Source organism: Phytomonospora sp. NPDC050363, assembly GCF_040655735.1.
Lineage (GTDB): Bacteria > Actinomycetota > Actinomycetes > Mycobacteriales > Micromonosporaceae > Phytomonospora.
The window spans coordinates 1-26,124 of record NZ_JBFAKK010000020.1 but is presented as its reverse complement, the minus strand read 5'-3'; the positions used below and the strand labels follow the sequence as shown (position 1 = coordinate 26,124).

At 71.5% G+C, this 26,124-nt stretch carries 27 protein-coding genes; 15 read left to right on the top strand and 12 right to left on the bottom strand.

The window, feature by feature from the left end:
- The gene (locus tag AB0I28_RS36170) at positions 1 to 897 is read right to left on the bottom strand and encodes a phosphotransferase (protein ID WP_357500394.1); all 897 of its coding nucleotides are present in this window, start codon (positions 895 to 897) and stop codon (positions 1 to 3) included.
- A 132-nt stretch (positions 898 to 1,029) separates the two neighbouring features.
- Here AB0I28_RS36170 and AB0I28_RS36165 point away from each other — a divergent pair, with 132 nt between their 5' ends.
- Positions 1,030 to 1,584, top strand: a complete 555-nt coding sequence (locus AB0I28_RS36165; protein WP_357500393.1) for a TetR family transcriptional regulator — start codon at positions 1,030 to 1,032, stop codon at positions 1,582 to 1,584.
- Positions 1,585 to 1,590: 6 nt separating this feature from the next.
- Here the strand turns inward: AB0I28_RS36165 and AB0I28_RS36160 are convergent, their stop codons facing one another.
- Positions 1,591 to 4,257, bottom strand: a complete 2,667-nt coding sequence (locus AB0I28_RS36160; protein ID WP_357500390.1) for an AAA family ATPase — start codon at positions 4,255 to 4,257, stop codon at positions 1,591 to 1,593.
- A gap of 109 nt (positions 4,258 to 4,366) precedes the next feature.
- On the opposite strand from AB0I28_RS36160, the gene AB0I28_RS36155 reads away from it, so the two are divergent.
- The 4 genes from AB0I28_RS36155 to AB0I28_RS36140 all read left to right on the top strand — a co-directional run bounded on the left by AB0I28_RS36155 (position 4,367) and on the right by AB0I28_RS36140 (position 7,958).
- Positions 4,367 to 5,128 carry an SDR family oxidoreductase gene (locus AB0I28_RS36155; RefSeq protein ID WP_357500387.1) on the top strand — a complete coding sequence of 254 codons (762 nt, stop codon included), beginning with the start codon at positions 4,367 to 4,369 and terminating at the stop codon, positions 5,126 to 5,128.
- 130 nt (positions 5,129 to 5,258) lie between these two features.
- The gene (locus AB0I28_RS36150) at positions 5,259 to 6,200 is read left to right on the top strand and encodes an ATP-binding cassette domain-containing protein (protein ID WP_357500385.1); all 942 of its coding nucleotides are present in this window, start codon (positions 5,259 to 5,261) and stop codon (positions 6,198 to 6,200) included.
- Positions 6,197 to 6,940: an ABC transporter permease gene (locus AB0I28_RS36145; protein WP_357500382.1), complete on the top strand. Its 744-nt coding sequence runs from the start codon at positions 6,197 to 6,199 to the stop codon at positions 6,938 to 6,940. Before AB0I28_RS36150 ends, AB0I28_RS36145 begins: the two co-directional genes overlap by 4 nt.
- A 205-nt stretch (positions 6,941 to 7,145) precedes the next feature.
- Positions 7,146 to 7,958: a DUF6357 family protein gene (locus AB0I28_RS36140; protein WP_357500380.1), complete on the top strand. Its 813-nt coding sequence runs from the start codon at positions 7,146 to 7,148 to the stop codon at positions 7,956 to 7,958.
- 9 nt (positions 7,959 to 7,967) lie between these two features.
- Here AB0I28_RS36140 and AB0I28_RS36135 read toward each other — a convergent pair whose 3' ends face one another.
- Positions 7,968 to 8,618: a TetR/AcrR family transcriptional regulator gene (locus AB0I28_RS36135; RefSeq protein WP_357500378.1), complete on the bottom strand. Its 651-nt coding sequence runs from the start codon at positions 8,616 to 8,618 to the stop codon at positions 7,968 to 7,970.
- An 84-nt stretch (positions 8,619 to 8,702) separates the two neighbouring features.
- On the opposite strand from AB0I28_RS36135, the gene AB0I28_RS36130 reads away from it, so the two are divergent.
- Positions 8,703 to 9,293, top strand: coding sequence for a dihydrofolate reductase family protein (locus AB0I28_RS36130; protein ID WP_357500375.1), 591 nt, complete (start codon positions 8,703 to 8,705; stop codon positions 9,291 to 9,293).
- Between the two features lie 627 nt (positions 9,294 to 9,920).
- On the opposite strand, the gene AB0I28_RS36125 is transcribed toward AB0I28_RS36130, so the two are convergent.
- The 4 genes from AB0I28_RS36125 to AB0I28_RS36110 all read right to left on the bottom strand — a co-directional run bounded on the left by AB0I28_RS36125 (position 9,921) and on the right by AB0I28_RS36110 (position 12,633).
- Positions 9,921 to 10,352: a DUF4240 domain-containing protein gene (locus tag AB0I28_RS36125; protein ID WP_357500373.1), complete on the bottom strand. Its 432-nt coding sequence runs from the start codon at positions 10,350 to 10,352 to the stop codon at positions 9,921 to 9,923.
- 196 nt (positions 10,353 to 10,548) lie between these two features.
- Positions 10,549 to 10,944, bottom strand: coding sequence for a hypothetical protein (locus tag AB0I28_RS36120; RefSeq protein WP_357500371.1), 396 nt, complete (start codon positions 10,942 to 10,944; stop codon positions 10,549 to 10,551).
- Positions 10,941 to 11,669: an NAD(P)H-binding protein gene (locus tag AB0I28_RS36115; protein ID WP_357500369.1), complete on the bottom strand. Its 729-nt coding sequence runs from the start codon at positions 11,667 to 11,669 to the stop codon at positions 10,941 to 10,943. Before AB0I28_RS36115 ends, AB0I28_RS36120 begins: the two co-directional genes overlap by 4 nt.
- 67 nt (positions 11,670 to 11,736) lie before the next feature.
- A complete protein-coding gene (locus AB0I28_RS36110; protein ID WP_357500367.1) occupies positions 11,737 to 12,633 on the bottom strand; it encodes an RNA polymerase sigma-70 factor in 897 nt (298 codons plus the stop codon).
- Positions 12,634 to 12,834: 201 nt separating this feature from the next.
- On the opposite strand from AB0I28_RS36110, the gene lpdA reads away from it, so the two are divergent.
- Positions 12,835 to 14,235 (top strand): dihydrolipoyl dehydrogenase, encoded by a 1,401-nt coding sequence (lpdA, locus tag AB0I28_RS36105; RefSeq protein WP_357500364.1) that lies wholly within the window; start codon positions 12,835 to 12,837, stop codon positions 14,233 to 14,235.
- Positions 14,236 to 14,334: 99 nt separating this feature from the next.
- Here lpdA and AB0I28_RS36100 read toward each other — a convergent pair whose 3' ends face one another.
- A complete protein-coding gene (locus AB0I28_RS36100) occupies positions 14,335 to 16,020 on the bottom strand; it encodes an Ig-like domain repeat protein (protein ID WP_357500361.1) in 1,686 nt (561 codons plus the stop codon).
- Positions 16,021 to 16,199: 179 nt separating this feature from the next.
- Here AB0I28_RS36100 and AB0I28_RS36095 point away from each other — a divergent pair, with 179 nt between their 5' ends.
- Positions 16,200 to 16,646, top strand: a complete 447-nt coding sequence (locus tag AB0I28_RS36095; protein WP_357500358.1) for a GNAT family N-acetyltransferase — start codon at positions 16,200 to 16,202, stop codon at positions 16,644 to 16,646.
- A 62-nt stretch (positions 16,647 to 16,708) separates the two neighbouring features.
- On the opposite strand, the gene AB0I28_RS36090 is transcribed toward AB0I28_RS36095, so the two are convergent.
- Positions 16,709 to 17,140, bottom strand: a complete 432-nt coding sequence (locus AB0I28_RS36090) for a DoxX family protein (protein WP_357500356.1) — start codon at positions 17,138 to 17,140, stop codon at positions 16,709 to 16,711.
- 283 nt (positions 17,141 to 17,423) lie between these two features.
- Here AB0I28_RS36090 and AB0I28_RS36085 point away from each other — a divergent pair, with 283 nt between their 5' ends.
- The 4 genes from AB0I28_RS36085 to AB0I28_RS36070 all read left to right on the top strand — a co-directional run bounded on the left by AB0I28_RS36085 (position 17,424) and on the right by AB0I28_RS36070 (position 21,423).
- Entirely contained in the window at positions 17,424 to 19,286 is a 1,863-nt protein-coding gene (locus tag AB0I28_RS36085) for an Hsp70 family protein (protein WP_357500354.1), read from the top strand.
- A gap of 86 nt (positions 19,287 to 19,372) precedes the next feature.
- Positions 19,373 to 19,735, top strand: a complete 363-nt coding sequence (locus AB0I28_RS36080; RefSeq protein WP_357500352.1) for a YciI family protein — start codon at positions 19,373 to 19,375, stop codon at positions 19,733 to 19,735.
- Complete coding sequence (locus AB0I28_RS36075; protein ID WP_357500350.1) at positions 19,732 to 20,970, top strand: sigma-70 family RNA polymerase sigma factor; 1,239 nt, start codon at positions 19,732 to 19,734, stop codon at positions 20,968 to 20,970. Before AB0I28_RS36080 ends, AB0I28_RS36075 begins: the two co-directional genes overlap by 4 nt.
- A gap of 123 nt (positions 20,971 to 21,093) precedes the next feature.
- Positions 21,094 to 21,423: a metalloregulator ArsR/SmtB family transcription factor gene (locus tag AB0I28_RS36070; RefSeq protein ID WP_357500348.1), complete on the top strand. Its 330-nt coding sequence runs from the start codon at positions 21,094 to 21,096 to the stop codon at positions 21,421 to 21,423.
- Here AB0I28_RS36070 and AB0I28_RS36065 read toward each other — a convergent pair.
- A complete protein-coding gene (locus AB0I28_RS36065; RefSeq protein WP_357500346.1) occupies positions 21,420 to 22,283 on the bottom strand; it encodes an NAD(P)H-binding protein in 864 nt (287 codons plus the stop codon). The two genes, AB0I28_RS36070 and AB0I28_RS36065, sit on opposite strands and share 4 nt — an antisense overlap.
- A gap of 75 nt (positions 22,284 to 22,358) precedes the next feature.
- The gene (locus AB0I28_RS36060; RefSeq protein WP_357500344.1) at positions 22,359 to 22,823 is read right to left on the bottom strand and encodes a hypothetical protein; all 465 of its coding nucleotides are present in this window, start codon (positions 22,821 to 22,823) and stop codon (positions 22,359 to 22,361) included.
- 179 nt (positions 22,824 to 23,002) lie between these two features.
- Here AB0I28_RS36060 and AB0I28_RS36055 point away from each other — a divergent pair, with 179 nt between their 5' ends.
- The 3 genes from AB0I28_RS36055 to AB0I28_RS36045 all read left to right on the top strand — a co-directional run bounded on the left by AB0I28_RS36055 (position 23,003) and on the right by AB0I28_RS36045 (position 25,274).
- Positions 23,003 to 23,980, top strand: a complete 978-nt coding sequence (locus AB0I28_RS36055) for a YafY family protein (protein ID WP_357500342.1) — start codon at positions 23,003 to 23,005, stop codon at positions 23,978 to 23,980.
- 7 nt (positions 23,981 to 23,987) lie between these two features.
- Positions 23,988 to 24,164 (top strand): hypothetical protein, encoded by a 177-nt coding sequence (locus AB0I28_RS36050; RefSeq protein WP_357500340.1) that lies wholly within the window; start codon positions 23,988 to 23,990, stop codon positions 24,162 to 24,164.
- An 81-nt stretch (positions 24,165 to 24,245) separates the two neighbouring features.
- Entirely contained in the window at positions 24,246 to 25,274 is a 1,029-nt protein-coding gene (locus AB0I28_RS36045) for a hypothetical protein (protein WP_357500339.1), read from the top strand.
- A 12-nt stretch (positions 25,275 to 25,286) separates the two neighbouring features.
- Here the strand turns inward: AB0I28_RS36045 and AB0I28_RS36040 are convergent, their stop codons facing one another.
- Positions 25,287 to 25,829, bottom strand: coding sequence for a dihydrofolate reductase family protein (locus AB0I28_RS36040; RefSeq protein WP_357500337.1), 543 nt, complete (start codon positions 25,827 to 25,829; stop codon positions 25,287 to 25,289).
- Positions 25,830 to 26,124: the final 295 nt, after the last annotated feature.

The following is a 26,124-nucleotide window of genomic DNA, read 5'->3' as shown; positions in this document are numbered from 1 at the left end:
TCACCCCCGCCACCAGGACCGTTCGAGGACGAGTTCCTCGAGCTCGGCGAGTCTTTCGCCGCCCGCCCGGCCCTCCTCGCGGGCTGCTCGCAGGTCGGCGACGAGATAGGCGGCCTCGCGGACCTCGCACGCGGCCCGCAGCACGTCGGGCGCCACCGCCGTCACCCCGGCCACGACGTCGAGGACGGCGGCTCGATGCGGGCCGCTGAAACGGATCAGGAAGAACCAGTCGTCGGCAGCCTCGCCGAGACGAGCCCACTCGAAGTCGAGCAGGGCCGTCACCTTCGGCCCGTCGGCCAGCCAGTTGCCCCAGTGGCAGTCGGCGTGGACGGGGACGCTCGCTGCCGCCGACGTCGGCGCGCCCGCCGCGATCGCGGCGACGCCGTCGAGCAACCGCCGGGCGACGGCCCCCTCGCGGTCGGCGGCGGCCAGCGCGTCGACTTCGGCAAGGAGCGCTTCCCGGCCCGTGAACCCACCGTGGTCGAGAGGCTCGACCAGGATCCCGGCGGCCTCGTCCGAGGGACGCCAGGCGTGCAGCACGCGGAGCCCGCCGACCGCCTGCTCGGCGAGCGCGCGGGCGGTGGCGGCGTCGGTTTCCGCCATGCCCATGCCCGGCGACGTTCCCGGCGCGCGGGCGTAGCAGGCGTACCGGAGCTCCCGATCCCCCGCGTCGTGCACCCCGCTGTCGAGCAGGGGCGCGGTCAGCCCGGCGGGAAGATGTGGGGCGAGCGCGATCTCGCGACTCATGCGCGTATGACGTCCGGCGTCGATGAGTTTCACGACGACGTCGGCGCCGAGGTAGACCTCGTGGGAGGCGCTGTCGACGGTGGTCATGGGGCCGGGGTCGCGGCCGAGGATCGCGGTGGCGATGGCGACGGCGTGCCGCGTGTGAGTCATGGCGTCTCCAGCGGGCTGCGGGTGTGAGGGCCGACCCTACTCAACCGGCCGGTGTGGACGGTCGGCTGCGCCGAAGCGTGCGATTCCATTCCAATACCAGGTGTAGCGCAATCCTCGCGATAGCCTGAGCCGGTGCAACCACCCTCCTCACCGGCGGCCGGGCGTCCCCGTTCGGACCTCAACGCGACCGTCTTCGCGGCGACCCTGCGCACGGTGCGGGAACAGGGCTACGCCGGCGCGACGATGGACCGCATCGCGGCGGCCGCGGGCGCGGCCAAGACGACGCTCTACCGGCGCTGGCCGTCGAAGGGCGCCCTGATCGTCGACTGTCTCCTCGACGCCATCGGCCCGGTGCCCGTCGAGGGCGCCGACCGGGCCGCCGTGCTGTCGTCGATGATCCGCTGGATCGCCGCGAAGATCGGTGAGCCCGGGGTCGGCGCGGCCTTCGCCGGTGTCTTCAGCGAGGCCGTCAACGACCCGGCCCTGCGCGAGATCCTGTCGGCGCGCTTCCAAGAGCCCTACCGGCTGACGCTGCGGGAGGCCCTCGGCGAGCCCGACGAGCGGCTGCTGCTGTTCATCGACGTCATTACCGGGACCCTGCTGCACCGGCTGGGGATGACCGGGGAGCCGATGGTCGACGCCGACGTGGAGGCGTTGATCGCGATGGTGGTGCCGGCGTTCGGCTGAGGGCCGCTACCGGCGGTCGAGGTCCAGCCGCGCCAGTTCGGTCCGCGAGGAGACGCCCAGTTTCGGGAAGGCCTTGTACAGGTGCTGCCCGATCGTGCGAGGGCTCAGCAGGAGGTGCGCGGCGATGTCGCGGTTCGTCGCGCCCGTCGCCGCCAGCCGCACGACCTGGAGCTCCTGGGCGGTCAGCGCCGTCCCCGGATCGCGGCGGCGGCGGGTGAGCGTCGCCTCGCCGGCGGCGCGCAGTTCGGCCGCCGCGCGGTCGGCCCAAGGGCGCGCGCCGAGGCGGTCGAAGGCCTCGTGTGCTTGGCGCAGGTGCGGGCGCGCCTCGGCCTTGCGCCGACGGCGGCGCAGCCACTCGCCGTACGACAGCCGCGTCCTGGCCTGCTCGTAGGACTGCGGCGCGAGCCGGTGCAGCTCCAGGGCCTCGGCGAAGTCCTCCTCGGAGTCGCGCAGCAGGCCGCGGCAGCGGGCGACCAGGGCCCTCGCCCAGGTCTCGCCCGACAGCGCCGTCCAGCGCTCGGCCAGCGCCATGGCCTCCCCGGCGCGTTCGGGGACGCCGAGCCGCACCGCGGCCTCGACCTCGTCGGCGGTGATCCGCGTGCCGAAGTGCGAGGAACCGGCGGGACGCGACTGGAGGCGGTCGAGCGCCGCCTGGTCGCGTCCCTGTGTCAGGTCGAGCATCGCCAGCGCCCAGATCGGCAGGAGGGCCACGGCCGGTGCCCGGTGGCCGACGGAGAACTCGACGCCCTCCTCGGCGAGGGGACGGCAGCGTTCTTCGTCGCCCTCCACGGCGGCCAGCCAGGCGAGCTGACCGCGCAACCCGGCGGCGGGGTGCGGTTGGCCGGTGTCGACGGCGATCTGGAGGCCCTCGGCGGCGTTGTCGCGCGCGTCCCGGTGGTGGCCGTTGATGACCTGGGTGTACGCGAGGTGGTTCAGTGCGAAAGGCAGCAGCCGGATGCGGCCTTCGGCGCGGCAGCCGGCGGCCAGCGCGGTGCACAGTTCGAAGGCCAGGTCGAGGCGTCCGGTGACGAAGGCCAGGTTGGCGAACATCAGCCGCCCGCCGATGTCGGCCGGCTGCGGCTGCCGGAGGAAGTCGCTCAGCAGCGGGTATCCCGACTCCAGGTCGCCGCCGTAGACGAGCCCGACCCCTCGCGTGAGGGCGACGAGACCGTCCTGCGGGGGAAGCGCGAGGCTGTCGAGCAGCCGTGCGGCCTGCGCCGCCAGCGCGGGATCACCGGCCGACCAGACGTTGTGCGCGGCGGCCATGAGCATGCGCGCGGCGGTCCGGGGGTCGGCCTCGGCGACACCGGCCGCGCCGTTGACGAGGAGGCTGGCCGCACGCCGCGGCGAGCCCTCGTCGAAGGCGCCGGCCGCTCTGACGTCGGCGAGCCTCGCCAAGGTCGCGGGGTCGTCGGTCAGCCGCGCGGCGCGCTCGGAGAGGTCGGCGGCACGGCCGGACTGCCCCGCCTCCTTGGCCGCCGCGGCCGCTGCCGCCAGCCGCCGGGCCATGTGCCCCTGCTCGGTGCTGAGCTGCGCGGAACGCTCGTAGGCGGTGGCCATGGCCGCGTAGCCCAGGCGGGCGCCCGAACGCTCGGCCGACTGTTCGAGGCTCTCCGCAATCTGCTCGTCGGGGCCGGTCGCGGCCAGGGCGAGATGCCAGGCGCGCCGGTCGCCGCTGACCGCCGCGGCCAGCGCCTGGTGGACCGCGCGACGCTGCGAGGAGGGCGGGCCCTGGTAGGCGGCCGACCGCAGCAGCGGGTGGCGGAAGCGCACGGCGCCGCCGGTGACACGCACGAGCCCGGCCAGCTCGGCCGGCTCCAGCGCATCGGCGGGGACGCCGAGCGCGGCGGCCGCGGCCAGGACGACGCCGAGGGCTCCGGTGTCCTCGGCGGCGACCACCGCGAGCATCTTCCTGGTGGGTTCGGCGAGGCGGTGGATCTGACCGGCGAAGGCGGTCAGGAGCCGGTCGGTGAGCGGGAGCGGTCCCGCGAGGTCCAGTTCGCCGCCGGCAGCGGCCTTCGACAGCTCGATGAGCGCCAGCGGGTTGCCGTCGGCCTCCTTGAGGACCTGCTCGCGCAGGTGACCGGGCAGCTCGCCGCCGAGCAGGCGCTCCGCGTCGTCGCGGGCCAGCCCGCCCAGGCGCAGCTCCGGCAGACCGGCAGTGGGGAAGGCGTCCGGGTCCTCGCGCGCCGAGACCAGGAGGGCGACCCCCTCGGACTGCAACCGCCGCGACGCGAACGCCAGGGCGGCCGCCGAGGCCTGGTCGAGCCACTGGGCGTCGTCGACGACGGCGAGCAGCGGCCGCTCCTCGGCCAGCTCCGACAGCAGGCTGAGCGTGGCCAGCCCGACGAGGAACCGGTCGGTCGTCGACATCGGCGCCAGACCGAACGCGCCGCGCAGTGCCGCCGCCTGGGGTCCGGGAAGGGCGTCGAGGCGGTCGAGGGCCGGGCGAAGAAGCAGGTGCAGGGCGGCGAAGGGCAGCTCGACCTCGGTCTCCACACCGGCCCCGCGCAGGATCGTCGCTCCGTCGGCGGCACGCACGGCGTGCTCCAGGAGCGCCGACTTCCCCACACCCGGCTCACCCTTGACGACCAGCACGCCGCTGACGCCGGATCGCGCGTCGGCGAGGAGCGCCTCGACGGCTTTGATCTCCTCCACTCGCCCCTGCAGCATCCCGCGTCTCCTCATACCTACGGCAAATCGTGAGTCACCTTACTCATTACTTCGGCCGCGACCGGTTCTAGCGTTCCCTTCAGTTGATCTCGACCGAGGAGTGAACGACATGACGGCTCTCACCGGCAAGACCGCCCTGGTGACCGGCGCCTCGCGCGGCATCGGCAGGGCGATCGCGCTGCGGCTGGCCGTCGAGGGCGCTTCGGTCGCGGTGCACTACGGCAGCGACGACCAGGCCGCCGGGAAGACCGTCGGCGAGATCGAGGAGGCCGGCGGGCGGGCCTTCGCGCTGCGCGCCGAACTGGGCGTGCCGGGCGACGTCGACGTCCTCTTCGCGGGCCTGACGGACCGCCTGGCGGGACGGCCCCTGGACGTCCTGGTCAACAACGCCGCCCTGGCCTCGGCCGGATCGCTCGCCGAGACGACCCCCGAGACCTTCGACCGGCTGTTCGCGGTCAACGTCAAGGCGCCGTTCTTCATCATTCAGCGGGCGCTGCCGATGATGGCCGACGGCGGACGCGTCATCAACATCTCCTCGGCCGCGACCCGCGTCGCCCTCCCCGAACTGGCCTACGCCATGACGAAGGGCGCGGTCAACGCGCTCAGCCGCAGCCTGGCGCAGGAGGTCGGCTCGCGCGGCATCACGGTCAACGCCGTGGCGCCGGGGCCGACCCTCACCGAGTCGTCCGACTGGATGGGGGCCACCTCCGACCTGGAGGGCCGGCTCGGCGCCGCCAACGCCCTCGACCGCCTCGGGCAGCCCGCCGACATCGCGTCGGCGATCGCCTTCCTCGCCTCCGACGACGCCCGCTGGCTCACCGGCGAAGTCCTGGAGGTGACCGGCGGCTGGTTCCTCGGCCCCCGGATCTGACAACGCCGCCGACCCGCACACGACCAACCCCTACCCCTCGAAGTCACCCACCGTATCCAGAGGAGCACCTCATCGTGTCCATCACGTTCTCCACTCAGGACGAACTCACCCGAAAAGAGGAGCAGGCCGCATGACCACTCCAGCGATCGCGGTCTCCGGACTGCGCAAGGGCTACCAGGACAAGACGGTCCTCGACGGCATCGACCTCACCGTTCCGGCGGGCAGCATCTTCGCGCTGCTCGGGCCCAACGGCGCCGGCAAGACCACGACGGTCAACGTGCTGACCACCCTGATCAAGGCCGACGGCGGCACCGTTCGCGTCGCCGGGCACGACGCGGCCACCGACGCCAAGGAGGTGCGCAAGGCGATCGGAGTCACCGGCCAGTTCGCGGCCGTCGACGAGCTGCTCACCGGCCGGGAGAACCTCCGGCTCATGGCGGACCTGGGCCCGGTCGAGGCCAAGGAGGGCCGACGGATCGTCGCCGATCTGCTGCTGCGCTTCGAGCTGACCGAGGCCGCCGACAAGCCCGCCTCGACCTACTCCGGCGGCATGCGCCGCAAGCTCGACCTGGCGATGACGCTCGTCGGAAGCCCGAAGATCGTCTTCCTCGACGAGCCGACGACCGGTCTCGATCCGCGCAGCCGCCGCACCATGTGGTCGATCATCCGCGCACTCGTCGCCGACGGCGTGACGATCTTCCTCACCACCCAGTACCTCGAAGAGGCCGACCAGCTCGCCGACCGCATCGCCGTCCTCGACGGCGGCAGGATCGTCGCGCAGGGCACCGCCGAGCAGCTCAAGCGGCAGATGCCCGGATCGCACGTGCGGCTGCGCTTCGCCACCGCCGGCGAGTTGGACGCTGCCGCGCGGATCCTGCCCGAGGCCGTCGGCGACACCGAGTCGCTGACGCTGAAGGTCCCCGGCGACAGCGCCACCAAGTCGCTGCGGGAACTTCTCGCCCGGCTCGCCGAGCACTCGGTCGACGCCGAGGAACTGACCGTGCACACCCCTGACCTCGACGACGTCTTCCTCGCCCTGACGGGCCACAACACGAAAACGGAGGCGAAATGACGACCCGATCGACGGTGATGCTGCGCCGTAACTTCAAGCACGTCGCCCGCAACCCCACCTCGGTCTTCAACGCGATCCTCATGCCGATCGTGATGATGCTGATGTTCGTCTACATGCTCGGCGACGCCTTCGCCGTCGGCGTCGACTACGTCGACTACGCCACACCCGGCATCCTCCTCATGGCCGTCTGCTACGGCCTCGGATCCACCGCCACCGCCGTCAACTCCGACATGACCAAAGGCATCATCAACCGCTTCAAAGTCATGAACGTCCCGCGCGGGGCGGTGCTGACCGGCCACGTCATCTCCAGCGTCCTGACCAACCTGCTCGCGGTCGCCGCCGTCATCGGCGTCGCCTTCGCCCTCGGGTTCGATCCGCGGGCCGAGCCGCTCCACTGGCTCGGCGTGGCCGGCATGGTGCTGCTGCTGGCGGTGGCGACCGGCTGGCTGACCGTCGCGCTGGGGCTGGCGGCGAAGTCGCCCGAAACGGCCGGAATGGCCTCGGTGCCGCTGGTGATGCTCCCCTTCTTCAGCAGCGCCATCGTCCCCGCCGAGAAAATGGGACCCGGCGTGAAGCAGTTCGCCGAATACCAGCCCTTCACCCCCATCATCGAGACCATCCGCGGGCTCCTCGCCGGCGCGCCGGACCGCACCGACGCGATCATCGCCATCGCCTGGTGCGTCGGCATCGCGGCGGTCGGGTACCTGTGGGCGCGCTCGGCCTTCGCGAAGCGGGCGTGACGTCGAGGCGTGACAGGTGATGAACGGGGCCGCGCGAGCGCGGCCCCGTTCATCGTGGGCGGGCGTGGCCCGCATCGGGCACGATGGTGGTTCGTGACCTCGAAGCCGTGAGGAGTTCCATGTACGGGGACGCCGCCGTCGATCCCATCCGCGGCCTCGCGAACCGCTTCGAACCCTGCGGCGCCCTCCCGGTGGGGAGGCCGTCGTGATCGAGGCCGTCTTCTCAAGGGAGAACGGCTGGATCCCAGGAGTGGTGAACGAGGACGGGGAACTCCGCATCCGGCTCGGCGCCGGAGCCGACGCCCTCCACGATCCGCGCACCTTCGACTTCCCGATCGAGGAGCGCCATCTCGAAGTGATCCGGGAGGACCTGACCCGGCACCTGCTGCTCTGGAGCGCGATCCTGCCGCTGTGCCAAGCCGCCGGGATACGAGGCCCTCTCGACGAGGGGGCGGCGGTCGCGCTGCTGGACCCGATCCTCTTGGGAACCCCCGTCGAGGTCGACGCCTACTTCCGGAGCATCCCCTGGGACAAGCGCCGGCTCATCGCCCAGCACGCCGACCTCCGGCTGCTCGAACGCGGGGAGGTCGTCGCCGCGATGCGTTGGGCGACCGTCACCTCGGACTGGGAACTGGTCAAGAAGTACGACGCGAACCGCAGCCGAGCCCGGCGCGGGGTGCGCCTCAAGCCCCTCGACGAGGCGCTTCTCAAGTACACCGGCCGCTACCTGCACGGCGGGAAGCGCCCGAGCCGGGAGCCCAAGGCCGTCCCCGCCCGCCTGCTGCCGGAGGTCATGCGCGTGATCGCCACCGCCGAGCAGGCGTGCGCCGGCATGAGCCTCTCCCCCAGCTGGGGAGAAGGCGAGTACTCGCAGGAGAAGAAGGCCGAGTGGCAGCGCATCGAGCAGGAGGTCGACCGCGCTGTTCGCCGCGCCCACCCCGAACTCGCCGCCGACGCGGTGCGCACCGTGAGCTTCCTGATGTGCTCGGAGGCCGCCGACCGCGCGCGGGAGTCGTGAGGGCCCTCTCTACCGCCCGGGTTCGGGCCTGGCGATGACGCCGTGGACGGCGGTGTCGACCACGTACTCGGCGAGCTCACGGACCTCGGCGGCCGGGTGGCCTCGCAGCGGGCCCTGAGTGGCGAGTTCGGCGAAGCCGTGGACCGCCGACCAGCATGCCCATGCGGCGTTGGGCCGGCCTCCGGCGGACAGGACGCCGACGGCGACGAGGTCGTCGAGGGCCGCGATCAGGAGCCGGTAGGGCGCGGTGTCGGGTGGGCCGGCCCCGGCACCGGCGTGGAAGGCGAGCCGGAACCAGCCGGGCTCCTCGACGGCGAAGCCGATGTAGGCCAGTCCGAGTGCGCGGAGCCGCCGCCCGGCTCGGCTCGCGGGATCGGCGTCGGCGTCGGCCAGGGCCATGCGGTCCTCCATGGCCAGCGCGAGGTGCTGTTCGGCGCGTGCGGCGACGGCGAGCACGAGGGCGTGCCGGTCGGCGAAGTGCCGGTAGGCGGCGTTGGCGGTCACACCCGCGCTGCGGGTGACCTCCCGCAGGCTCACGGCCTCGGGTCCGCCGGCGCGGGCCAGCTCCAGGCCCGCTGCGATCAGTGCGGCGGGCAGGTCGCCGTGGTGGTAGCGACGGCCGCTCCGGTCCACGTTCTCCTCCGTGACGTAGGCGCGCAAACCGCGAATGTGTACAGTGTGCACATTACTTGGTGCAGGTCACGCGCCCGCGCCTGTCCCCCGAACTCTCCGAGGAGGCCGACCGTGGGCCGCATAGTCGTCGTGAACTTCACCAGCATCGACGGGGTCATCCAGGCGCCGCTGTTCGCCGACGAGGACCGCGAGGGCGGCTTCGACCACGGCGGCTGGGTCCCGCCGTACAGCGATGACACGGTCAACGCCTTCATGCAGAAGGCGACCGTCGACGCGGCCGGCATGCTGCTGGGGCGCCGCTCCTACGAGATCCTCCGCGACGCCTGGGCGCCGGCCGACGACGCCGAGCCGGCGATCGCGGCCATGAACCGGATGCCGAAGTACGTCGTCTCCTCCGCGCCCGTCGACCTCACGTGGCGCAACTCCCACCAGGTCGGCGGCGACCTGCGAAGCGTCGTGACCGAACTCAAGGACCGCACCGAGGGCGACCTCGTCGTCTTCGGCGCCGGAACCTTGATCCGCGGGCTGGCCGAGCACGACCTCGTCGACGAGTACCGCCTGCTGATCTTCCCGATCGTGCTCGGGGCCGGCAAGCGCATGTTCGACGACCGCGGGCGCCTGGCGAGGTTCAGGCTGACCGACAGCGTCGTCGCGGCGAGCGGGGTCGTCATCCTCACCTACACGCGCGACGGGTCCGCCTGAACGGCGCGGGTTCTCCAGCTCATCCGCCCGCAGGGGCCCGAGTGGATCCCAGAGGGGCACCTCGCTCACCTCCAGGAAACAGTCGGGGTAGTCGGCGCGCAAGGACGTCGGCACCGCCCGACCCACGACGCTGGAGGTCCCTCGCCCTGCTGTGCGCGGCCTTCTTCATGGTCATCGTGGACTCCCAGGCCGTCCTGCTGGCCTCGCCCGCGATCGAGACCGAGTTCGGTTTCGGTCCCGGTGGCGCCCAATGGGTGATGAGCGGCTACCTGCTGACCTTCGGCGGTCTGCTGCTGCTCGGCGGACGCACCGAACCTGCTCGGCGTGCGCCGATCGCGATCGTCGGCATGGCGCTGCTCGGCACCGGTCTGCCGCTCCTGACGGCGATCTCGCCGCAGGGCTCCTACTGGACCGACCGGCGCGGCCCTGGGCGTGGCGATCACCTCCTCGATGGCCTTCGCCGTGACCGACGGCGCCACCGACGGCCAACTGATCCGCAGGGACGGGGAGCCGAGCGCGGCTCCCCGCCACCGGGCACATCAGGTCACCATCAGACCCCGTCTGTCCACGGACCACCGCCTTGGCGGCAGGCCACGAGATGTTCGGCCCGGTGCACCGACTGCGAGGTCAGCCCCGCTCCCACCCGGCGGTGTTGGAGTACGACTCGAAGCTGTACCGCGTGTCGCGGCTCCACTCCCGGCCGGTGAGCCCCTCGTAGGCCCGGTCGGGGACGTAGATGAGGCTCTCGGCCCACACCTGGTCGGCGGCGAAGGGCGCGAAGCGTCGCGGGTCGGCCAGTACCGCCTCGTACTCCCGGCGGCCGGCGACGATGACGGCGGCCCGGACGTAAAGGAACGCGTCCCCGGAGAGGTCCTCGCCGTATTCCCGGCGGTCGAGCCGGTACAAGAGCTCCGCGAGCCGTTCGGCGAAGCCGACGACGGCGGACACCGGCCCCTTCGCCAGGCGTGCCTCCAGGGCCGCGGCGAGCTCCTCGCCCTCGGGGTCGGGCGTCGGTGGGCCACATTCCTCGATGAGCAGCCAGAAGGCGTTCTCGTCCACGCGGGGAGCATGCCGCACCGGCGCGGCGGACTGGAAGGCGACCATCCCCGGCAAGCGGCGGGGGTCTGGCAAGGAGAACGACTTCTTCGGCCTGGGCATCGAAGGCACCCCCAATTCCGACTTCTCCTAAGCCAACTTCCGGTGGAGCGAGGCGTGCGGTGGTCCTCGCCCCATCAGTCGGGAGCGGTCGGAGCCGCTACCTCTTGAGCTTTGCGGTGAGGGGCAATAGCGCCGCCGGGATCACGACGGCGGCTGTGAGCGCGGTGAGCAGTGGTAGCCGTTCGTTCGGTGTGAGGTGGTGCAGCAGCTGGATGTGGATCACGAGGTGCGGTGCGGCGAAGACGGTGTAGACCGCCAGTGCGGTGCGGGTCATGATCTTGGTGACGGCGAAGACGCTCACGCCGAGGACCACCGACGTGGCCAGGCTCATCGCTCCGTAGTCCATCATCAGATGAGCGTTGTAGTGCATGCGCATGCCCACCCAAGGGATGTCGAAGAACGACCGGGGCGCCAGCAGGGCCCAGCAGCCCACGGCGAACTGTGCCGCGGCGAGGAACGCGAGGCCCGCTCGGAGCCAGGTGCGCGCGTTCATGCGGCCAGGAACCGGTCGAAACTGATCTGGCCGACGGCATGGCCGGGGGCCAGATGCAGCCCTTGCCGGTAGCCGCGGATGCCGGCGCCCGGCATGGGCAGTGCCACGACGGGTTTGCGGCCGGAGCGTGCGCGAACGTAGGCGCGGGCGAGGTCGCTCGCGTCGCGCACCTCGGGCCCGCCCATGTCCGGTGGCCGGTTTACCTGTGGCCCGTCGGTGAGTTCGGCTATGCGGGTTGCCACGTCGCGGGTGTCGATGGGCTGGAAGCTGACTCCTTTGGGCATCACGATCGCGGGCGACCATCGCTGGGAGGCGCACATCCAGACGATGAGGTCGTGGAACTGGGTGGCGCGCTGGATCGTCCAGGGCAGGCCGGATTCTTCGACGAGCCGTTCGCAGGCGAGTTTCGCGCGGTAGTACGGGATGGCGACCCTGTCGACGCCGACGATGGACACGTAGACGAGATGCGGGCGTCCGGCCCGGAGTGCCGCTTCGATGAGGTTGCGGGTGCTCTCGACGTCGCCTCGGCCATTGGTGGTGGCGCAGTGGACGATCGTGTCGACGCCGGCGACCGCTGCGGCCAGGCCTTCGCCGGTCGTCAGGTCGCCGCGCCAACTGCCGGTGCGGCTCAGCGCACGCACGGTGTCACCGGCGGCTTGGAGGAGTGGGAGCAGCACGCGGCCGAGTCGGCCGCTGCCGCCTGTCACCAGGATCTGTTTCGTCACGGGTACCTCTGGGCTCTCGTGCCCGGCCGGGAGACGTCCCGGCCGGCGCGGTCTTTCGGGTCGACCGTTAAGAACCGCGAGGAGGGCCCGAATGTGACAACCGGAGCTTCTCCGGGTTGGCGATGATGCGGATCTCGCTGATCCGGTCGTTCGCGCTTTCCGGCACCAGCACTCCGATCAATTCGTCACCGGCCAGAGCCAGGAGGCCGAGAGCACCGTTGATCTCCGCGATCGACAGCCGCACTCGTCCACCGACGGTTTCCAGTGATCCCGCCAGGTAGCGCGCCACTTGGGACGCCCCGACGATGGGGCGCCTGGCCGCGCTGACCTTGCCGCCGCCGTCCACCCACACGGTCACATCCTCCGCCAGCAGCTTCTCCAAGGCCGGAAGATCGCCTTCTTGAGCGGCGGTCAGGAAGCCCTGCACCAGATCTCGGTGGATCCGGTCCACCGAGCGCGCGGCCGCCCGGGGGACGTCGGCGGTACCGCCCGCATCGGCCAGCCGCCGGCGGGCACGCCTGTACAGCTGCCGGGAATTGGCCTCGGAGCAGTCGACGGCCTCGGCGACCTCCCGATGGCTGTAGCCGAAGGCTTCGCGGAGCACGAAAACCGCCCGCTCCACCGGGTTGAGCCGTTCCAAGAGCAGCAGGAAGGCCAACGAGACGAACTCCCGCTGCTCGACCGTGTCCAACGGCCCAAGTCCGCCGTGCGCGGTCAACACCGGCTCCGGGAGCCACGACCCGACGTAGGTCTCCCGGCGGACGCGGGCGGAGGTCAACCGGTTCAGACACAGGTTGGTGACCACCTTGGCCAGCCACGCCCACGGCGATGTGACGGCAAGCGCCCGGTGCCACCGCAGGTAAGCGTCCTGGACGACGTCCTCGGCCTCCTCGGCCGAACCCAGCATCCGGTAGGCCAGACCGACCAACCGAGCACGGTACTGCTCGAACTCCTCAGCTGTCACGCCGACCAGACTTCCAGGCACCCGAAGCGGACAGCTCACAACTCGTCGGTGACGTGAGCCGGCCGCCCGCGACCGGCACCCCGACCTGGGACCGCTGTCCTCCACGTCTCACACGTCACATCCCCCGGTACCCCGCCCCCGTGTGCGCATACCATCGCCTACAGGTCTACCGGCCACCACACGAACCCAGGAGAGCAACCGATGAGCAACCACTTCGACGTAGTCGTCCTCGGCGCCGGCGTCGGCGGATACGTCGCGGCGATCCGCGCCCGCCAGCTCGGCCTCACCGCCGCCGTGGTCGAGGAACGCCACTGGGGCGGTGTGTGCCTCAACGTCGGGTGCATCCCGTCGAAGGCCCTCCTGCGCAACGCCGAACTCGCCCACATCGTCACCAAGGAGAACGACTTCTTCGGCCTGGGCATCGAAGGCACCCCCAAACCCGACTTCTCCAAGGCCTGGACCCGCTCCCGCAAAGTCGTCGACGGCCGCGTCAAAGGCGTCCACTACCTGATGAAGAAGAACGGCATCACCGAGTTCGACGGTCGCGGTGTCTTCACCGACGCCAACACCATCGAGGTGAACAAGGCCGACGGCTCCAGCGAGACCGTCACCTTCACCAACGCGGTCATCGCGACCGGCGCGACCACCCGCCTGCTGCCCGGCACGCAGGTGAGCGACAAGGTCGTCACCTACGAGCAGCAGATCCTCTCCGAGACGCTTCCGGAGTCGATCATCATCGCCGGCGCGGGCGCGATCGGCGTCGAGTTCGCCTACATCCTGTCCAACTACGGCGTGAAGGTCACCATCGTCGAGTTCGCCGACCGCATGGTGCCCCTCGAAGACGCCGAGGTCTCCGCCGAGCTCCTCAAGCGCTACAAGAAGTACGGCATCGACGTGCGCCTGGCCACCCGGGTCGACGGGATCACCGAAACCGCCGACGGGGTGCAGGTCACCGTCACCAAGGGCGACAAGCAGGAGACCCTTGAGGCCGGCAAGGTCCTCCAGGCGATCGGCTTCCAGCCCCGCGTCGACGGCTACGGCCTCGACAAGACGGGCGTGAAGCTCACCGAGCGCGGCGCCATCGACATCGACGGGCGCGGCCGCACCAACGTCCCGCACATCTTCGCCATCGGCGACGTCACCGCCAAGCTGATGCTCGCCCACACCGCCGAGGCGATGGGCGTCGTGGCCGCCGAGACGATCGCCGGCGCGGAGACCATGGAGCTCGACTACGTCATGATCCCGCGCGCGACCTACTGCCAGCCGCAGATCGCCTCCTTCGGCTGGACCGAGGCGCAGGCGAAGGACAAGGGCTACGACGTCAAGGTCTCGAAGTTCCCCTTCAGCGCCAACGGCAAGGCCCACGGCGTCGGCGAGACCGGCGGTTTCGTGAAGGTCCTGTCCGACGCGAAGTACGGCGAGCTGCTCGGCGCGCACATGATCGGCCCCGACGTCACCGAGCTGCTGCCGCAGCTGACGCTGGCACAGCAGTGGGACCTCACCGTGCACGAGGTCGCCCGCAACGTCCACGCCCACCCGACCCTGGGCGAGGCCGTCAAGGAGGCCGTCCACGGCCTCGCGGGCCACATGATCAACATGTAGTCGTCGGCGAACGACAGGGCGATGCCCCTTGGACCGTAGCGGTCCAAGGGGCATCGTTCGTCCTGTCGGCGACCGTCTCGGGAGGCCCCGTCCGCGTCGTCAGGCGCGGCGTCGCGAAGCGACGACGGCGAGGAGGACGAGCGCCCCGGTGAGCGTCACGACAAGGCCCGTCCTCGCGATCAGGCCGGTGTCGGGGCCGGTGACCGCGAGGAAGTCGCGGCAGGACGGCGGGCCGGCGGGACCTGGAGGCGGGGTCTCACCCGGAGAGGGTGTCTCGTCGGGGGACGGTGTCTCGTCGGGGTCGACGTCGCAGGCGGTGATCGTGACGACGACCGTTTCGGAGGTGGACGCCGGGCAGTCGGCGTTCCCTTGGTACGCCGCGACGATCTCGTGCCGGCCTTCGGGCAGGCCGGTGACGGTGAGGGTGGCCTTGCCGTCCTGGAGGGCGGCGCTGCCGATCGCGTCTCCGTCGGCGGTGAAGACGACCGTGCCGGTGGGGTTGCCGCTGGGGCAGTCCACTTCGGCGGTGAAGGTGACCGCTTCGCCGGTGCGCGCCTTGCCGGGTTCCGCGGTGAGCGTCGTGGTGGTGCTCGGCGCTCGCGCGATCGCGAGGCCGTGGTAACTGCCCGAGCCGATGGCCACGATGGTCGAGCCCTCGGGCTGCTCCACTTCGACGGGCTCGCTGCGGTTGGTGGTGGAGCCGTCGCCGAGCTGCCCGTAGCGGTTGTAGCCCCAGGCGAAGATCCGTCCGCCGGAGGTGAGCGCGATGACGTGGTCGTCGCCGGCGGCGACCTGGACGACGCTCGCACCGGCGGGCAGGTGGACCATGATCGGTTCGGTGCGCCTGGTGGTGGTGCCGTCGCCGAGTTGTCCGTAGGCGTTGTCGCCCCAGGCGAGCAGTTCCCCTGTCGACGTCAGCGCGAAACTGATGAAGCCGCTGGCGGCGGCGATCGCGGTGACGGTGACTCCCGGCGGAATGTGCGTCGTCACGGGAGTGGTGCGCCTGGTGGTGGTGCCGTCGCCGAGCTGCCCCTCGGCGTTGTAGCCCCAGGCGAGCACGTCACCGGTGGCGGTCAGGGCGAGGCTGTGGTCGCCGCCGCCGGCGATCTCGGTGACGGTGGTTCCGGCGGGGAGGGTCACCTCGACGGGTGTCTCTCGTTGCGTCGTCGTCCCGTCGCCGAGCTGGCCGAAGTCGTTGTCGCCCCAGGCCAGTACCTCACCGGTGGAGGTCAGCGCGAGGCTGTGTCCGGAACCGGCGGAGATCGACTTCACGACGGTTCCCGCGGGCAGATCGACCAGGACCGGGGTGTTGCGGTCGGAGGTGGAACCGTCGCCGAGCTGGCCCCACTCGTTGTAGCCCCAGGCGAGCACCGTGCCCTCGGAGGTCAGCGCCAGGGTGTGGTCGTCGCCGACGGAGATCGCGGTGATCGTGACCCCGTCGGGCAGGTCGACGCTCACCGGTTCGGTGGTGCGGGTGTAGGTACCGTCGCCGAGCTGTCCTTCGTCGTTGTATCCCCAGGCCAGGACCTCGCCGTCGGCGGTCAACGCGATCGAGAAGCCGTAACCGCCGCTGACCGCGGTCACGGTCGTCCCCGAAGGCAGCGAAACGGGCCCGGGGACGGGCTCTCCGGCGGCGTTGAGCGTCCCGTTCCCCAGCTGCCCGTACTGGTTGCGCCCCCAGGACCACACCTCGTCGCCCTCGGCCGCCGCCACCGGACCGGTCACCGCGAGGGCCATGAAAGCTCCCGCCACCGCCGCCGCGAACCGGCGAACGCTCACCCGCATGAACCCTCCTGGGGCCGGCCGCGATCCGGACGCGCGAGCATCGACGGCCGACGATGGTAATAAAGGGCTCAAAGAGCCCAAGTCTGGAGAAGACTAGCATTTCAGCCATATTCTCTCGCCTTTTGCGAGGAACGACCGCGACCGCTGACCGTCGGGAGACCCGGCGCTACCCTCCGCCCATGCATCTCTTCCGCGAGGCCGGACCCGGTGACTTCGACGCCGTCGCACGGCTCTACCGCCAGCTCCACCCCGGCGACCCGGATCCCGCGGCCACCGGCGCCCGCGAGGTCTTCGCCCGGATCCTCGCGACGCCGGACCTGCGCCTGTTCGTCCTGGAGCGCGCGGGGACCGTGGTCGCCACGACCTACCTCAACCTGGTCCCGAATCTGACGCGCTCGGCCTCGCCGTACGCGGTGGTCGAGAACGTTGTCGTCGACGAGGATCTGCGCGGCAAGGGCCTCGGCCGGGAGATCATGGCCCGCACGCTCGACGTCGCCTGGGCGGCGGGCTGCTACAAGGCGATGCTCCAGACGGGGTCGAAGACCCCCGCCACGCACGCGTTCTACCGGGCGTGCGGGTTCTCCGCCGACGCCAAGACGGCCTACCTCGCGCGGCCGCCGCAGTAGCGCGCACGCTTACGGCCGCCGCGCGTGAGCGCGACGGCCGTCGGGTCTTGCGTGTCGGGTTCCTAGCGGCGGCGCAGGATCCGGAAGAGGCGGCCGGTCTGGTCGCGGCGGGCCCAGGCGACGGGGGCGACCAGGGCGAGCCCGACCAGCGGCATGTACCAGGCGAAGCCGTCGAAGAAGATGACCTGGGTGGCCAGGGCGCCGACCATCAGCGCGATGAAGCACGAGGCGGCCAGGCCCGACAGGATCGGGACGAGCAGGGCGATCGCGCCGGCCAGTTCGAGCAGGCCGATCACCACGAAGAACCAGCTCCCGACGCCGAGGACGGCGGCGGACTCGGTGGTGGCCTCGGCCAGCATGAGCTTCGGCACGGCCGAGAAGGCGAAGAGGGCGGCGCCGAGGACCTGAAGGGTCCACAGTCCGGCGGTGGCGGCGCGACCGCGGCCGGTACGGGTGGAAGTGGCGGGGATCTGGGAGGCGATGACCTGGGTCATGTCGGTGTCCTTTGTCTTCGTGGGCCGGTTGTTTAACCGACTCGTTAATTAACGTCTAAGTTGAATATAGCGCTTCGGAGAGGAGAGTCAAGACCCTCGTCCAAGATTCTTTTGACCTGCGGTGACGCCCTCGACGGGCGCTCTCACCCATAGGTCGGAGCCGAGAACCGCCGTACGACACCCGGGGGCGAGAAATCTCGGACGATCCGGGAGCACTTGCGCCGCAAGGGATCAGGCCCGCGGTCTCGTAGCGTGACGGGCACGTCGCCCCTAGAATCCCAAGGTGGACGCATACCGGCTCGGGATCGACTACGGCACCTCGAACACCGTCGCCATGCTGCGCCGATCCGACGGCCGCACCCGGCCGCTGCTGTTCGACTCCTCCCCCTTGCTGCCCTCGGGTGTCTTCGCGACCGCCGACGGCCGCCTTCTCGTCGGACGTGACGCCGAGCGCAACGCCCGCATGGACCCCTCCCGCTTCGAGCCGAACCCCAAACGCTGCGTCGACGACGGTGCGGTCCTGCTCGGCGACCGCCCGGTGCCCGTCGTGGAGCTGATGGCGGCCACCTTGCGGGAGGTCGCGCTGGAGGCCGAGCGAGTGGGCGGAACGCCACCGTCAGACGTGGTCGTCACCTGCCCGGCGACCTGGGGCGCGCTGCGGCGCGGTGTGCTGACGGAGGCGGCGATCAGCGCCGGTCTCCCCCGCCCCCGCATGGTCTCCGAACCGGTCGCGGCGGCCGCGTACTTCGCCACCGGCGTCGGCCACCGCGTCGGCGAGGGCGAGATCGTGGTCGTCTACGACCTCGGCGGCGGCACCCTCGACGTCAGCGCGGTCCGCCGCACGCCCGAGGGGTACGAGGTCGTCGCGGTGGAGGGGATGCCGGCCTTCGGCGGCGTCGACCTCGACGCGGTCATCGTCGAACTCCTCGGCACCGGCGTGGAACCGGCCGAGTGGGCCCGGCTCAACTCCCCTGCCACGCCCGAGGAGCGGCGGCGGACGCGGCAGTTCTGGGACGACGCGCGCTCGGCGAAGGAGGCGCTGTCGCGGCAGCCGAACACCTCGGTGCTGCTGCCGACCACCGGGCGCGACCTCCAGGTCGGGCGCGAGCAGTTCTGGGCGGCCGCTCGCGAACCGCTGGCGGCCACGGCCGGGCTGACCAAGTCGGTCGTCGACAAGGCGGGCGTGGGGCTCGACAAGATCGCCGGGCTGTTCCTGGTCGGCGGCTCCACCCGTATCCCGCTGGTGGCGACGGTGCTGCACCAGGAGACCGGCATCACGCCGACGGTGCTGGAGCAGCCCGAGATCGTCGTGGCCGAAGGGGCCCTCCAGGCGACCGTCGCGCTGCCCGAGGAGACCGCCGAGACCGCGGCGGTCGTCGCTACTCCCCTGCCCGGCGACGAGGTCATCGTCCTGCACGCTCCCCCGTCCTTCGCGCCCGTGCCCGCCAGGACGGCACCTCCCGCGCCGCTGCCGGGGCCGCCCGGGCGGCGCAAGAAGGGGGTCGGAGACGTCCTCGTCGGCCTCCTGGTGCTGGCGCTCATCGCCGGCGGCGTCTACTGGATCGAGAACCAGAAGAACGAGACCGGCGACGACACCGGCGGCGGCAGCGGCACCGGCGACGGCGGCGACTCCCAGGTGGTCGAGCCGGAGCCCGGTGACGGCCCCGTCTACGGCCACGACGTGGACCTGTGCGAGGTCACCGATCTCAAGGCGGTCAAGGGGATCGCCGGAAGCGTGTCGGGAACCCCGACGGCCACCGGCCCGACCGAGAAGGTCGAGAGCGTCGAGATCGGCTGCATGTTCGTGCTGCGCGGATCGGGCCTCACCGACATGATGAACCTGACGGTCACCGCCACCGTCTACGAGCCGACCGAGGGAACACGCACCCTCAGCAGCGACGTCGCGCAGCCCGACGCCGACAACGGCACGCTCGAAGGCGTCGGAGCGGCGGCCAACTACTCCCACCGCGAAGCGACGGCCGGCGGCTACACCACACATATCTACATCCTGAGCGTGGTCGACGGCAACGTCATCCTCCACATCGACCTCACCGGCCTGAGCTCCGCGGACCCGACCGCCGAGGACTTCAACGACGCCGTCGGTACGCTCGCCGAGCAGATCCTGGACGCGCTGCCGACCGCCTGACCGAGGTGCTGTCGAAATTCCGCGCCCGGCTCCGACCTTCGGTCAAAGGCGTCCACTGGGGACGCCGCCGGGCCCCGGGAGCACCCATGCGCTTCAAGATCTCCATCTACGGCAACGACGAACTGTGGGGTTCGTTCAGCGAGGAGGACTTCGCCGCCCTCATCGCCGCCGACGCCGCCTTCCAGCGGGAGCTGCGCGAGTCGGGCGAACTGGTCAGCGCCGAGGGCCTCGCCGACGCCGGGCTGGTGCGCGTCGTGCGTCTGCGCGACGGCGTGCGCGTGGTCACCATGGGCCCCTACCTGGGGGGCGGCGAGCATCCGGGCTCGTATTTCGTGGTGGACTGTGACAGCCTCGACCGTGCGCTCGAGGTCGCCGCGCGCTATCCCACGGCAAGCGGGAACGGCGTCGAGGTGTGGCCCATGCTCGACCATTCCGGGACGGAAATGTGAGCGAAGACCGACGTATCGAGGATCTGCTGCGCGAGTGCGCGCCGCAGGTCCTCGGTGGCCTCATCCGCAGGCACGGGCAGTTCGACCTGTGCGAGGACGCCGTGCAGGAGGCGCTTCTGGCGGCGGCCACGCAATGGCCCAAGGAGGGCGTCCCCGACAACCCGCGCGGCTGGCTCGTCACCGTCGCCACACGCAGGCTCACCGACCTGTGGCGCAGCGACGACGCCCGCCGCCGCAGGGAGGCGACCGTCGCGCTCCAGGAGGAGGCCCACGCCGCCGGCCCCGGTGACGACGAAGGCCCTCCCGACCACGACGACACGCTCATGCTGCTCTTCTTGTGCTGCCACCCGTCGCTGTCGCCGTCGAGCCAGATCGCGCTGACGCTCCGGGCGGTCGGCGGCCTGACGACCGGTGAGATCGCCAAGGCCTTCCTGGTGCCCGAGTCGACGATGGGCCAGCGCATCAGCCGCGCCAAGAAGTCGATCAAGAACAGCGGGACGGGTTTCCGGATGCCGCCGCTGGCCGAGCGCCGCAAACGCGTCGGCGTGGTCCTGCACGTGCTCTACCTGATCTTCAACGAGGGCTACACCGCGACCTCCGGCGCCGACCTGCTGCGCGTCGACCTGACCGACGAGGCGATCCGCCTGACCCGCGCGGTCCACCGGCTGCTGCCCGACGACGGCGAGGTCGCCGGGCTGCTGGCGCTGATGCTGCTCACCGAATCGCGGCGCACGGCGCGGACCACGCCCGACGGGGCGCTCGTCCCCCTCGCCGAGCAGGACCGCTCGCGATGGAACGCCGAGCGGATCGCCGAGGGCGTCGGGCTGATCACCGACTCGCTTGCCCGCACGCCCGCCGGTCCCTACCAGCTCCAGGCCGCCATCGCCGCCGTGCACGCCGAGGCGCCCAGCGCCGAGGAGACCGACTGGGCGCAGATCCTCGCCCTCTACGACATCCTCGCCAGGCTCACGCCCGGTCCGATGGTGTCGCTCAACCGGGCCGTCGCCCTGGCGATGGTCGACGGCCCCCGCAAGGGCCTCGACGCGCTCGACGGCCTCGCCGAGGACGACCGCATGACCGAGCACCACCGCCTGGAGGCCGTCCGCGCGCACCTGCTCGAAATGGCCGGCGACCCCGCGGCCGCCCGCGAGGGCTACCGCAAGGCCGCCAAACTCACCACGAGCGCGCCCGAACAGCGCTACCTGGAGTCGCGCGCCTCCCGGCTGAGAACCTGAGGCTCGGCGCGACGGCCGCGACGGCCGCCTATCCTTAGGCGCCGACCCGCCGTATCCCGCCGGGAAGAACTGTCCACGGGGCTATATTTGCCTCCCGGTGCTCAACGAATTGGTTGAACGAAAATGGCGGAGGATCAGCTCAGCGTCCTGTTCTCGGCGCTCGCCGACCCGACCCGCCGGGCGATCCTGGCCCGGCTGTCGCAGGGCGAGGCGACGGTCAACGAGCTGGCCGAGCCCTTCGAGATCAGTCTCCAGGCGATCTCGCGGCACCTCAAGGTCCTCGAACGCGCCGGGCTGATCTCGCGCGGCAAGGACGCCCAGTACCGGCCGTGCAAGCTGGAGGCCGCTCCCCTGGCGACGGCCTCGGAGTGGCTCGACCAGTACCGGGACTACTGGGAGAACCGCTTCGACCGGCTCGCCGCTCACCTGGAGAAACTCCAGCAGGGCGGTTAGGCGAAGTCCGCGGCGTGGTCGCGGGCCCAGGTCGCGAAGTCGCGCGCGGGCCGGCCGGTCGCCTCGGTCACGCCCGGCCAAGGGCGCAGCAGGGCCGACCAGTCCTGCTCTGAGTAGCCGTCGGAGCCCGAGGGCTCGCCGCCGTCGTAGTCGACGAAGCCGAGGAGCAGGTCGGCGGCGCCGGCGGCGAAACCGCCCTGCGCCTTCAGGATCTGCCGGGCCTCCTCGCGGGAGACCTCGACGTAGGCGACCTCCTCGCCGAGCGCCGCGCCGATCGCGGCGACCTGGTCGCGGGTGCTGATCGGGGCCGGGCCGGTCAGCGTGTAGGCCTTCCCCGCGTGGCCCTCGTCGAGCAGCGCGGCGACCGCGACGGCGGCGATGTCGGCCTCGTGCACCGGGACCGAGGCCTCGTCGGCGAAGGGGTAGCGCACCGCCCGGTCGGCGCGGACCATCGGTCCCCAGACCGGCAGCATGTTGGCCATGAAGGCGCCCGGCCGCACGTGCGTCCAGTCCGCGCCGGACTTCTCCACCACCGCTTCGACGCCGCTGTGGTGCAGCCCGACGGTGACCGAGGCCGCCGACAGGTCCACGATCCGCCGCACCCCCGAGGACACGGCGAGGGTGACGATCTCCTCGGCGGTCTCCTCGACGGGGAAGAGGTACACGCGGTCGACGCCCTCGAAAGCGCCGGTGAGGCTCGTGGGGACGGTGAGGTCACCGGCGACGACCTCGGCGGCCTCGGGAAGTCCCGCCGACGCGGGGTCTCGCGTGACGGCGCGGACCTCGGCCCCGGCGTCGAGGAGTTGTGCGACGACCTGTCGTCCGACGGTGCCCGTGGCGCCCGTGACCAGTACCTTCATCTGCCGTTCCCCTGTCTCGTGGTGATAGGTGACGACCGTAGAGGGCATATAGGTCAGTTCGGGGCCTAGTTCGGCTCAGCCGCCGCGGCAGGCCGGGTTCCCCTCGTCGGTGGGGCTGTCGCCGAAGCAGCCGGCCGGGGGCGCCGGCGGCGGCGTGTAGGGCTCGTCGCCGTGGAAGACCCACTCGACGACGGTGTTGGAGTTCCCCGGGGTACCAGTGAGGGGAACGAGCGAGCCGAGCAGGACGAGGCCGCCGAGCACCGCGAAGACGGTCGCCTGTGCCCGCCTGCGGCCGAACAGCGAGAGGGCGAGACCGGCGAGCGGCAGCGTGACCGCCAGACCGAACGCCCAGAGCATCCACAGGCGGGATGCCGCCTCGACGGCGGCGGCCTCGGCGACCGAGCGGCCCGACGGCATGAAACTGAAGCCTTCGAGCGCCGAGGACAGCATCAGGAACGGCACGCCCGCCGCCAGCAGCGCCCAGGTCAGCGCGAGCGCGGCGGTCAGCCGCGGTCCGCCCCGCTTGGTGGGTCTCTCCATGTACGCAGTGTCGCCCGTGGCGGCCGTTTTCGGTGAGTCGCCGATCGTGATCTGCACCGCTCGGCGATCCAGGGCTTGTCCTGGTGGTCTTGTGGGTGCGAGTCCGCCGCAGCCCCGCAGTGATCACCCGGACACGATCTAGGGCGGGATCTGTCCTACTCACCCGGCATGCTTGGCCCATGACCGACACGCCGGGACGCCTGCTGACCCTCCTGTCGCTGCTCCAGACCCCGCGGGAGTGGCCGGGCAGCGAGCTCGCCGAACGGCTCGGCGTCAGCCCTCGCACGATCCGCCGCGACGTCGACCGGCTGCGCGAGCTCGGCTACCCGGTGCAGGCCTCGATGGGCGCCATCGGCGGCTACCGCCTGGCCGCCGGGAAGGCGATGCCGCCGCTGCTGCTCGACGACGAGGAGGCGGTGGCCATCGCGGTCGGGCTGCGCACGGCGGCGGGCCGCGCGGTGGCGGGAATCGAGGAGGCCTCGGTGCGCGCGCTGACGAAGCTGGAGCAGGTCCTGCCCTCCCGCCTGCGGCAGCGGGTCGGCGCGCTGGGGGCGGCGACCGTCGCCCTGCCCGAACTGGGCGGCGGCGGCGATCCGGTCGACCCCGAGAACCTCACCGCCATCGCGGCGGCCGTCGCGACGGGCGAGCGCCTGCGTTTCGGCTACGTCGCGCATGACGGTGCGGAGAGCCGGCGGCACGTGGATCCGCACCGGCTGGTCGCCGCGCGGCACCGCTGGTACCTGGTGGCGTGGGACAACGAGCGCGCCGACTGGCGGATCTTCCGCGTCGACCGGATCACCGGGCCGCAGCGGACGGGGGCGCGCGCCGAGCGGCGTGAACTCCCCGCCGCCGACGCCGCCGAGTACGTGCGCGACAAGATGTACTCGCTGGCGCCGGTATACCGGGCCGTGGTGACCGTGCGCGCGCCGGCCGCGGCGATCGCCGGCCGGCTCGGCGACTCCCCCGAGGACGTCGAGGCGCTGGGGCCGGACTCCTGCCGCGTGCGCAGTCACAGCGACACCCTCGACTGGCTGGCGCTGCGACTGCTTCAGCTCGGCCACGAGTTCGAGGTGCACGAGCCGCCGGAGCTCGTCGAGGTCCTGCGCGGTTTCGCGGGTCGGGCGACGCGGGCGACCGGCGGTCCGCAAGTCCACTGAGGACGGTGTGGCGTGCCTGGACTCGACCACCGTTCGCGTTCCCGGCGAGGACGCCACCGAACTCGGACTCGGCTTCGGGCTGGACCGCCTGAGCCCCGAACGCGCGCAGGAGTGGCTGGACCGGTGGATCGCCGCCATCGGCCGCCTGTGCGCCGATCCGGCGGCGCCGGCCGGGAAGGAGTGACATGGCGGCCCACTCCTCCGCTCCGGCTAAGATGCGGGTGGTCTTGAGTACACATAGGACCTTTTGCCCCGGGGAGGCACAGTGCGCCCGACAACCTTCATCGTCGGTACCGGCCGCAGCGGATCGAGTGCCCTGTCGCGGATCCTCAACGCGCACCCGGAGGTGCTGAGCCTCAACGAGATGCTGGCCGCGCTGACGCCGGTCGCGCTGCCCGAGGGCCAGATCCCGGGCACGGAGTTCTGGGCGATCCTGTCGGGGCCCAACGGCATCTTCGACCTGATGACCCGCAGCGGCGCGGCCCTGCCGGAGTTCCTGTACACGAGAAGGCCGGGGCGCTTCAGCGCCGACAACGGGATCCCGGCGCTGGCGCTGATGACGCTGCCGCCGCTGACCGAGGACCCCGATACCGCCCTCGACGAACTCGAACCGGTCGTGTGCTCCTGGCCGGCACGGGAGATCGCCGGGCACTACGAGGCGCTGTTCGACCACCTGTCGGGGCGGTACGGCGGGAAGGTCGTCGTGGAGCGTTCCGGCTACTCGGTGAGCTGGATCCCGCGCCTGCGCGAGGTCTTCGGCGAGGCGAGGTTCGTGCACCTGTACCGCGACGGACCCGACTGCGCCGTGTCGATGAGCAGGCACCCGGGGTACCGGATGATCTACCACCTGCGGCTGATGGTGGAGATGTGCGGCCTGACGTCCATCGACGAGCTGGGCGAGGAGCAGGTCAGGACACTGCCGCCGGAGCTGGCCGGACTCTTCGCCGACCCTTTCGACCGGCGGCTGCTGATGGACGGCGACATTCCCGTCGCCTGCTTCGGGAGGCTGTGGTCCCAGATCGTGACCGAGGGCGTGGAGAGTCTGCGCGGACTACCGCCGGAGCGGGTCACCGCACTGTCCTATGAGGACTTGATCGCCGCGCCGGGCCGTGAGCTGGCGCGGCTCGCCGAGTTCGCCGGCGCCTCCGCCGACCCCGCCTGGATCGCCCACGGCACAAGGGAACTCGACCCGACCCGGCATGGCGCCGCGCTGCGCCTCCCGGCCGCCGAGCTGGCCGAACTGCGGAAGGCGTGCGAGCCGGGCGAGGCGGCGCTGGCGGGCGCGAAGGGCTAGCGCCGGGCCGCGCTACTTCCGCACGCGGAAGCGAAGCGTCGTGACGGCGCCCGATCGGGTGCTGCTGAGGGGCTCCAGGTCGATCCTGTCGAGGCTCGGGGGCGAGAAGCGGACGCCGTCGCCCAGTAGCACCGGCAGGACGTACACCAGGATCTCGTCGACGAGCCCGTGTTGCAGGCACTGGGCGGCCACGTCGGCGCCGAGGATCTCCAGGTTCTTGCCGCCCGCGGCGCTGCGTGCGGTGGCGACGGCTTCCTCGATTCCACAGGTGAGGAACGTGACGGCAGGATCCGGCTCGTCGGGAGGCCGGTGGGTGAGGACGAACTGTGCTCCCCCGTCGTAGGCGGGGCCCTGGGCGGCCATACTCTTGGCGACCTCGTAGGTGCCCCGGCCGACGAGCATCGCGCCCGTGGCCGCCATGACCTCCGGGACCTCGGCCGCGGTCAGGTACTCGCCGACCCAGTCCATCGCGTTGCCGCGGCCGGCGATGAAGCCGTCCAGCGACATCGCCCGGTTCACGACCACCTTGCCGGTGCCGAAGTCCACATCACTCATGCGTTCTCTCCACGGATCTCAGCGGCCGGAAGCCGGGTCACAGTTCGGCCGGTGGGATTCGCAAACGTATCAGCGGTGACGAAACGCGAACAACCGGCAGCCGAGGTGCCGGCCGCACGGCGTCGGCAACGCGCCAGAATACGGCGCGAGCGACACCGCCGGTGGCTACGGGGCCACCGGGACTCCTGATCCCCAGGACACCCCTATGGGGAGACGGGTGATCCGTGGGCGGCGGCGATCACCCAGCCGTGCGCGGAGGGGACCCAGGTGCGTGTGTAGGCCATGGTCGCCTCGA

Coding starts and splice junctions, on each gene's coding strand:
- AB0I28_RS36170 (WP_357500394.1), bottom strand. CDS start 897: ATGACTCACACGCGGCACGCCGTCGCCATCGCCACCGCGATCCTCGGC.
- AB0I28_RS36160 (WP_357500390.1), bottom strand. CDS start 4,257: ATGCTGCAGGGGCGAGTGGAGGAGATCAAAGCCGTCGAGGCGCTCCTC.
- AB0I28_RS36155 (WP_357500387.1), top strand. CDS start 4,367: ATGACGGCTCTCACCGGCAAGACCGCCCTGGTGACCGGCGCCTCGCGC.
- AB0I28_RS36150 (WP_357500385.1), top strand. CDS start 5,259: ATGACCACTCCAGCGATCGCGGTCTCCGGACTGCGCAAGGGCTACCAG.
- AB0I28_RS36145 (WP_357500382.1), top strand. CDS start 6,197: ATGACGACCCGATCGACGGTGATGCTGCGCCGTAACTTCAAGCACGTC.
- AB0I28_RS36120 (WP_357500371.1), bottom strand. CDS start 10,944: ATGAACGCGCGCACCTGGCTCCGAGCGGGCCTCGCGTTCCTCGCCGCG.
- lpdA (WP_357500364.1), top strand. CDS start 12,835: ATGAGCAACCACTTCGACGTAGTCGTCCTCGGCGCCGGCGTCGGCGGA.
- AB0I28_RS36100 (WP_357500361.1), bottom strand. CDS start 16,020: ATGCGGGTGAGCGTTCGCCGGTTCGCGGCGGCGGTGGCGGGAGCTTTC.
- AB0I28_RS36095 (WP_357500358.1), top strand. CDS start 16,200: ATGCATCTCTTCCGCGAGGCCGGACCCGGTGACTTCGACGCCGTCGCA.
- AB0I28_RS36090 (WP_357500356.1), bottom strand. CDS start 17,140: ATGACCCAGGTCATCGCCTCCCAGATCCCCGCCACTTCCACCCGTACC.
- AB0I28_RS36080 (WP_357500352.1), top strand. CDS start 19,373: ATGCGCTTCAAGATCTCCATCTACGGCAACGACGAACTGTGGGGTTCG.
- AB0I28_RS36070 (WP_357500348.1), top strand. CDS start 21,094: ATGGCGGAGGATCAGCTCAGCGTCCTGTTCTCGGCGCTCGCCGACCCG.
- AB0I28_RS36065 (WP_357500346.1), bottom strand. CDS start 22,283: ATGAAGGTACTGGTCACGGGCGCCACGGGCACCGTCGGACGACAGGTC.
- AB0I28_RS36060 (WP_357500344.1), bottom strand. CDS start 22,823: ATGGAGAGACCCACCAAGCGGGGCGGACCGCGGCTGACCGCCGCGCTC.
- AB0I28_RS36055 (WP_357500342.1), top strand. CDS start 23,003: ATGACCGACACGCCGGGACGCCTGCTGACCCTCCTGTCGCTGCTCCAG.
- AB0I28_RS36040 (WP_357500337.1), bottom strand. CDS start 25,829: ATGAGTGATGTGGACTTCGGCACCGGCAAGGTGGTCGTGAACCGGGCG.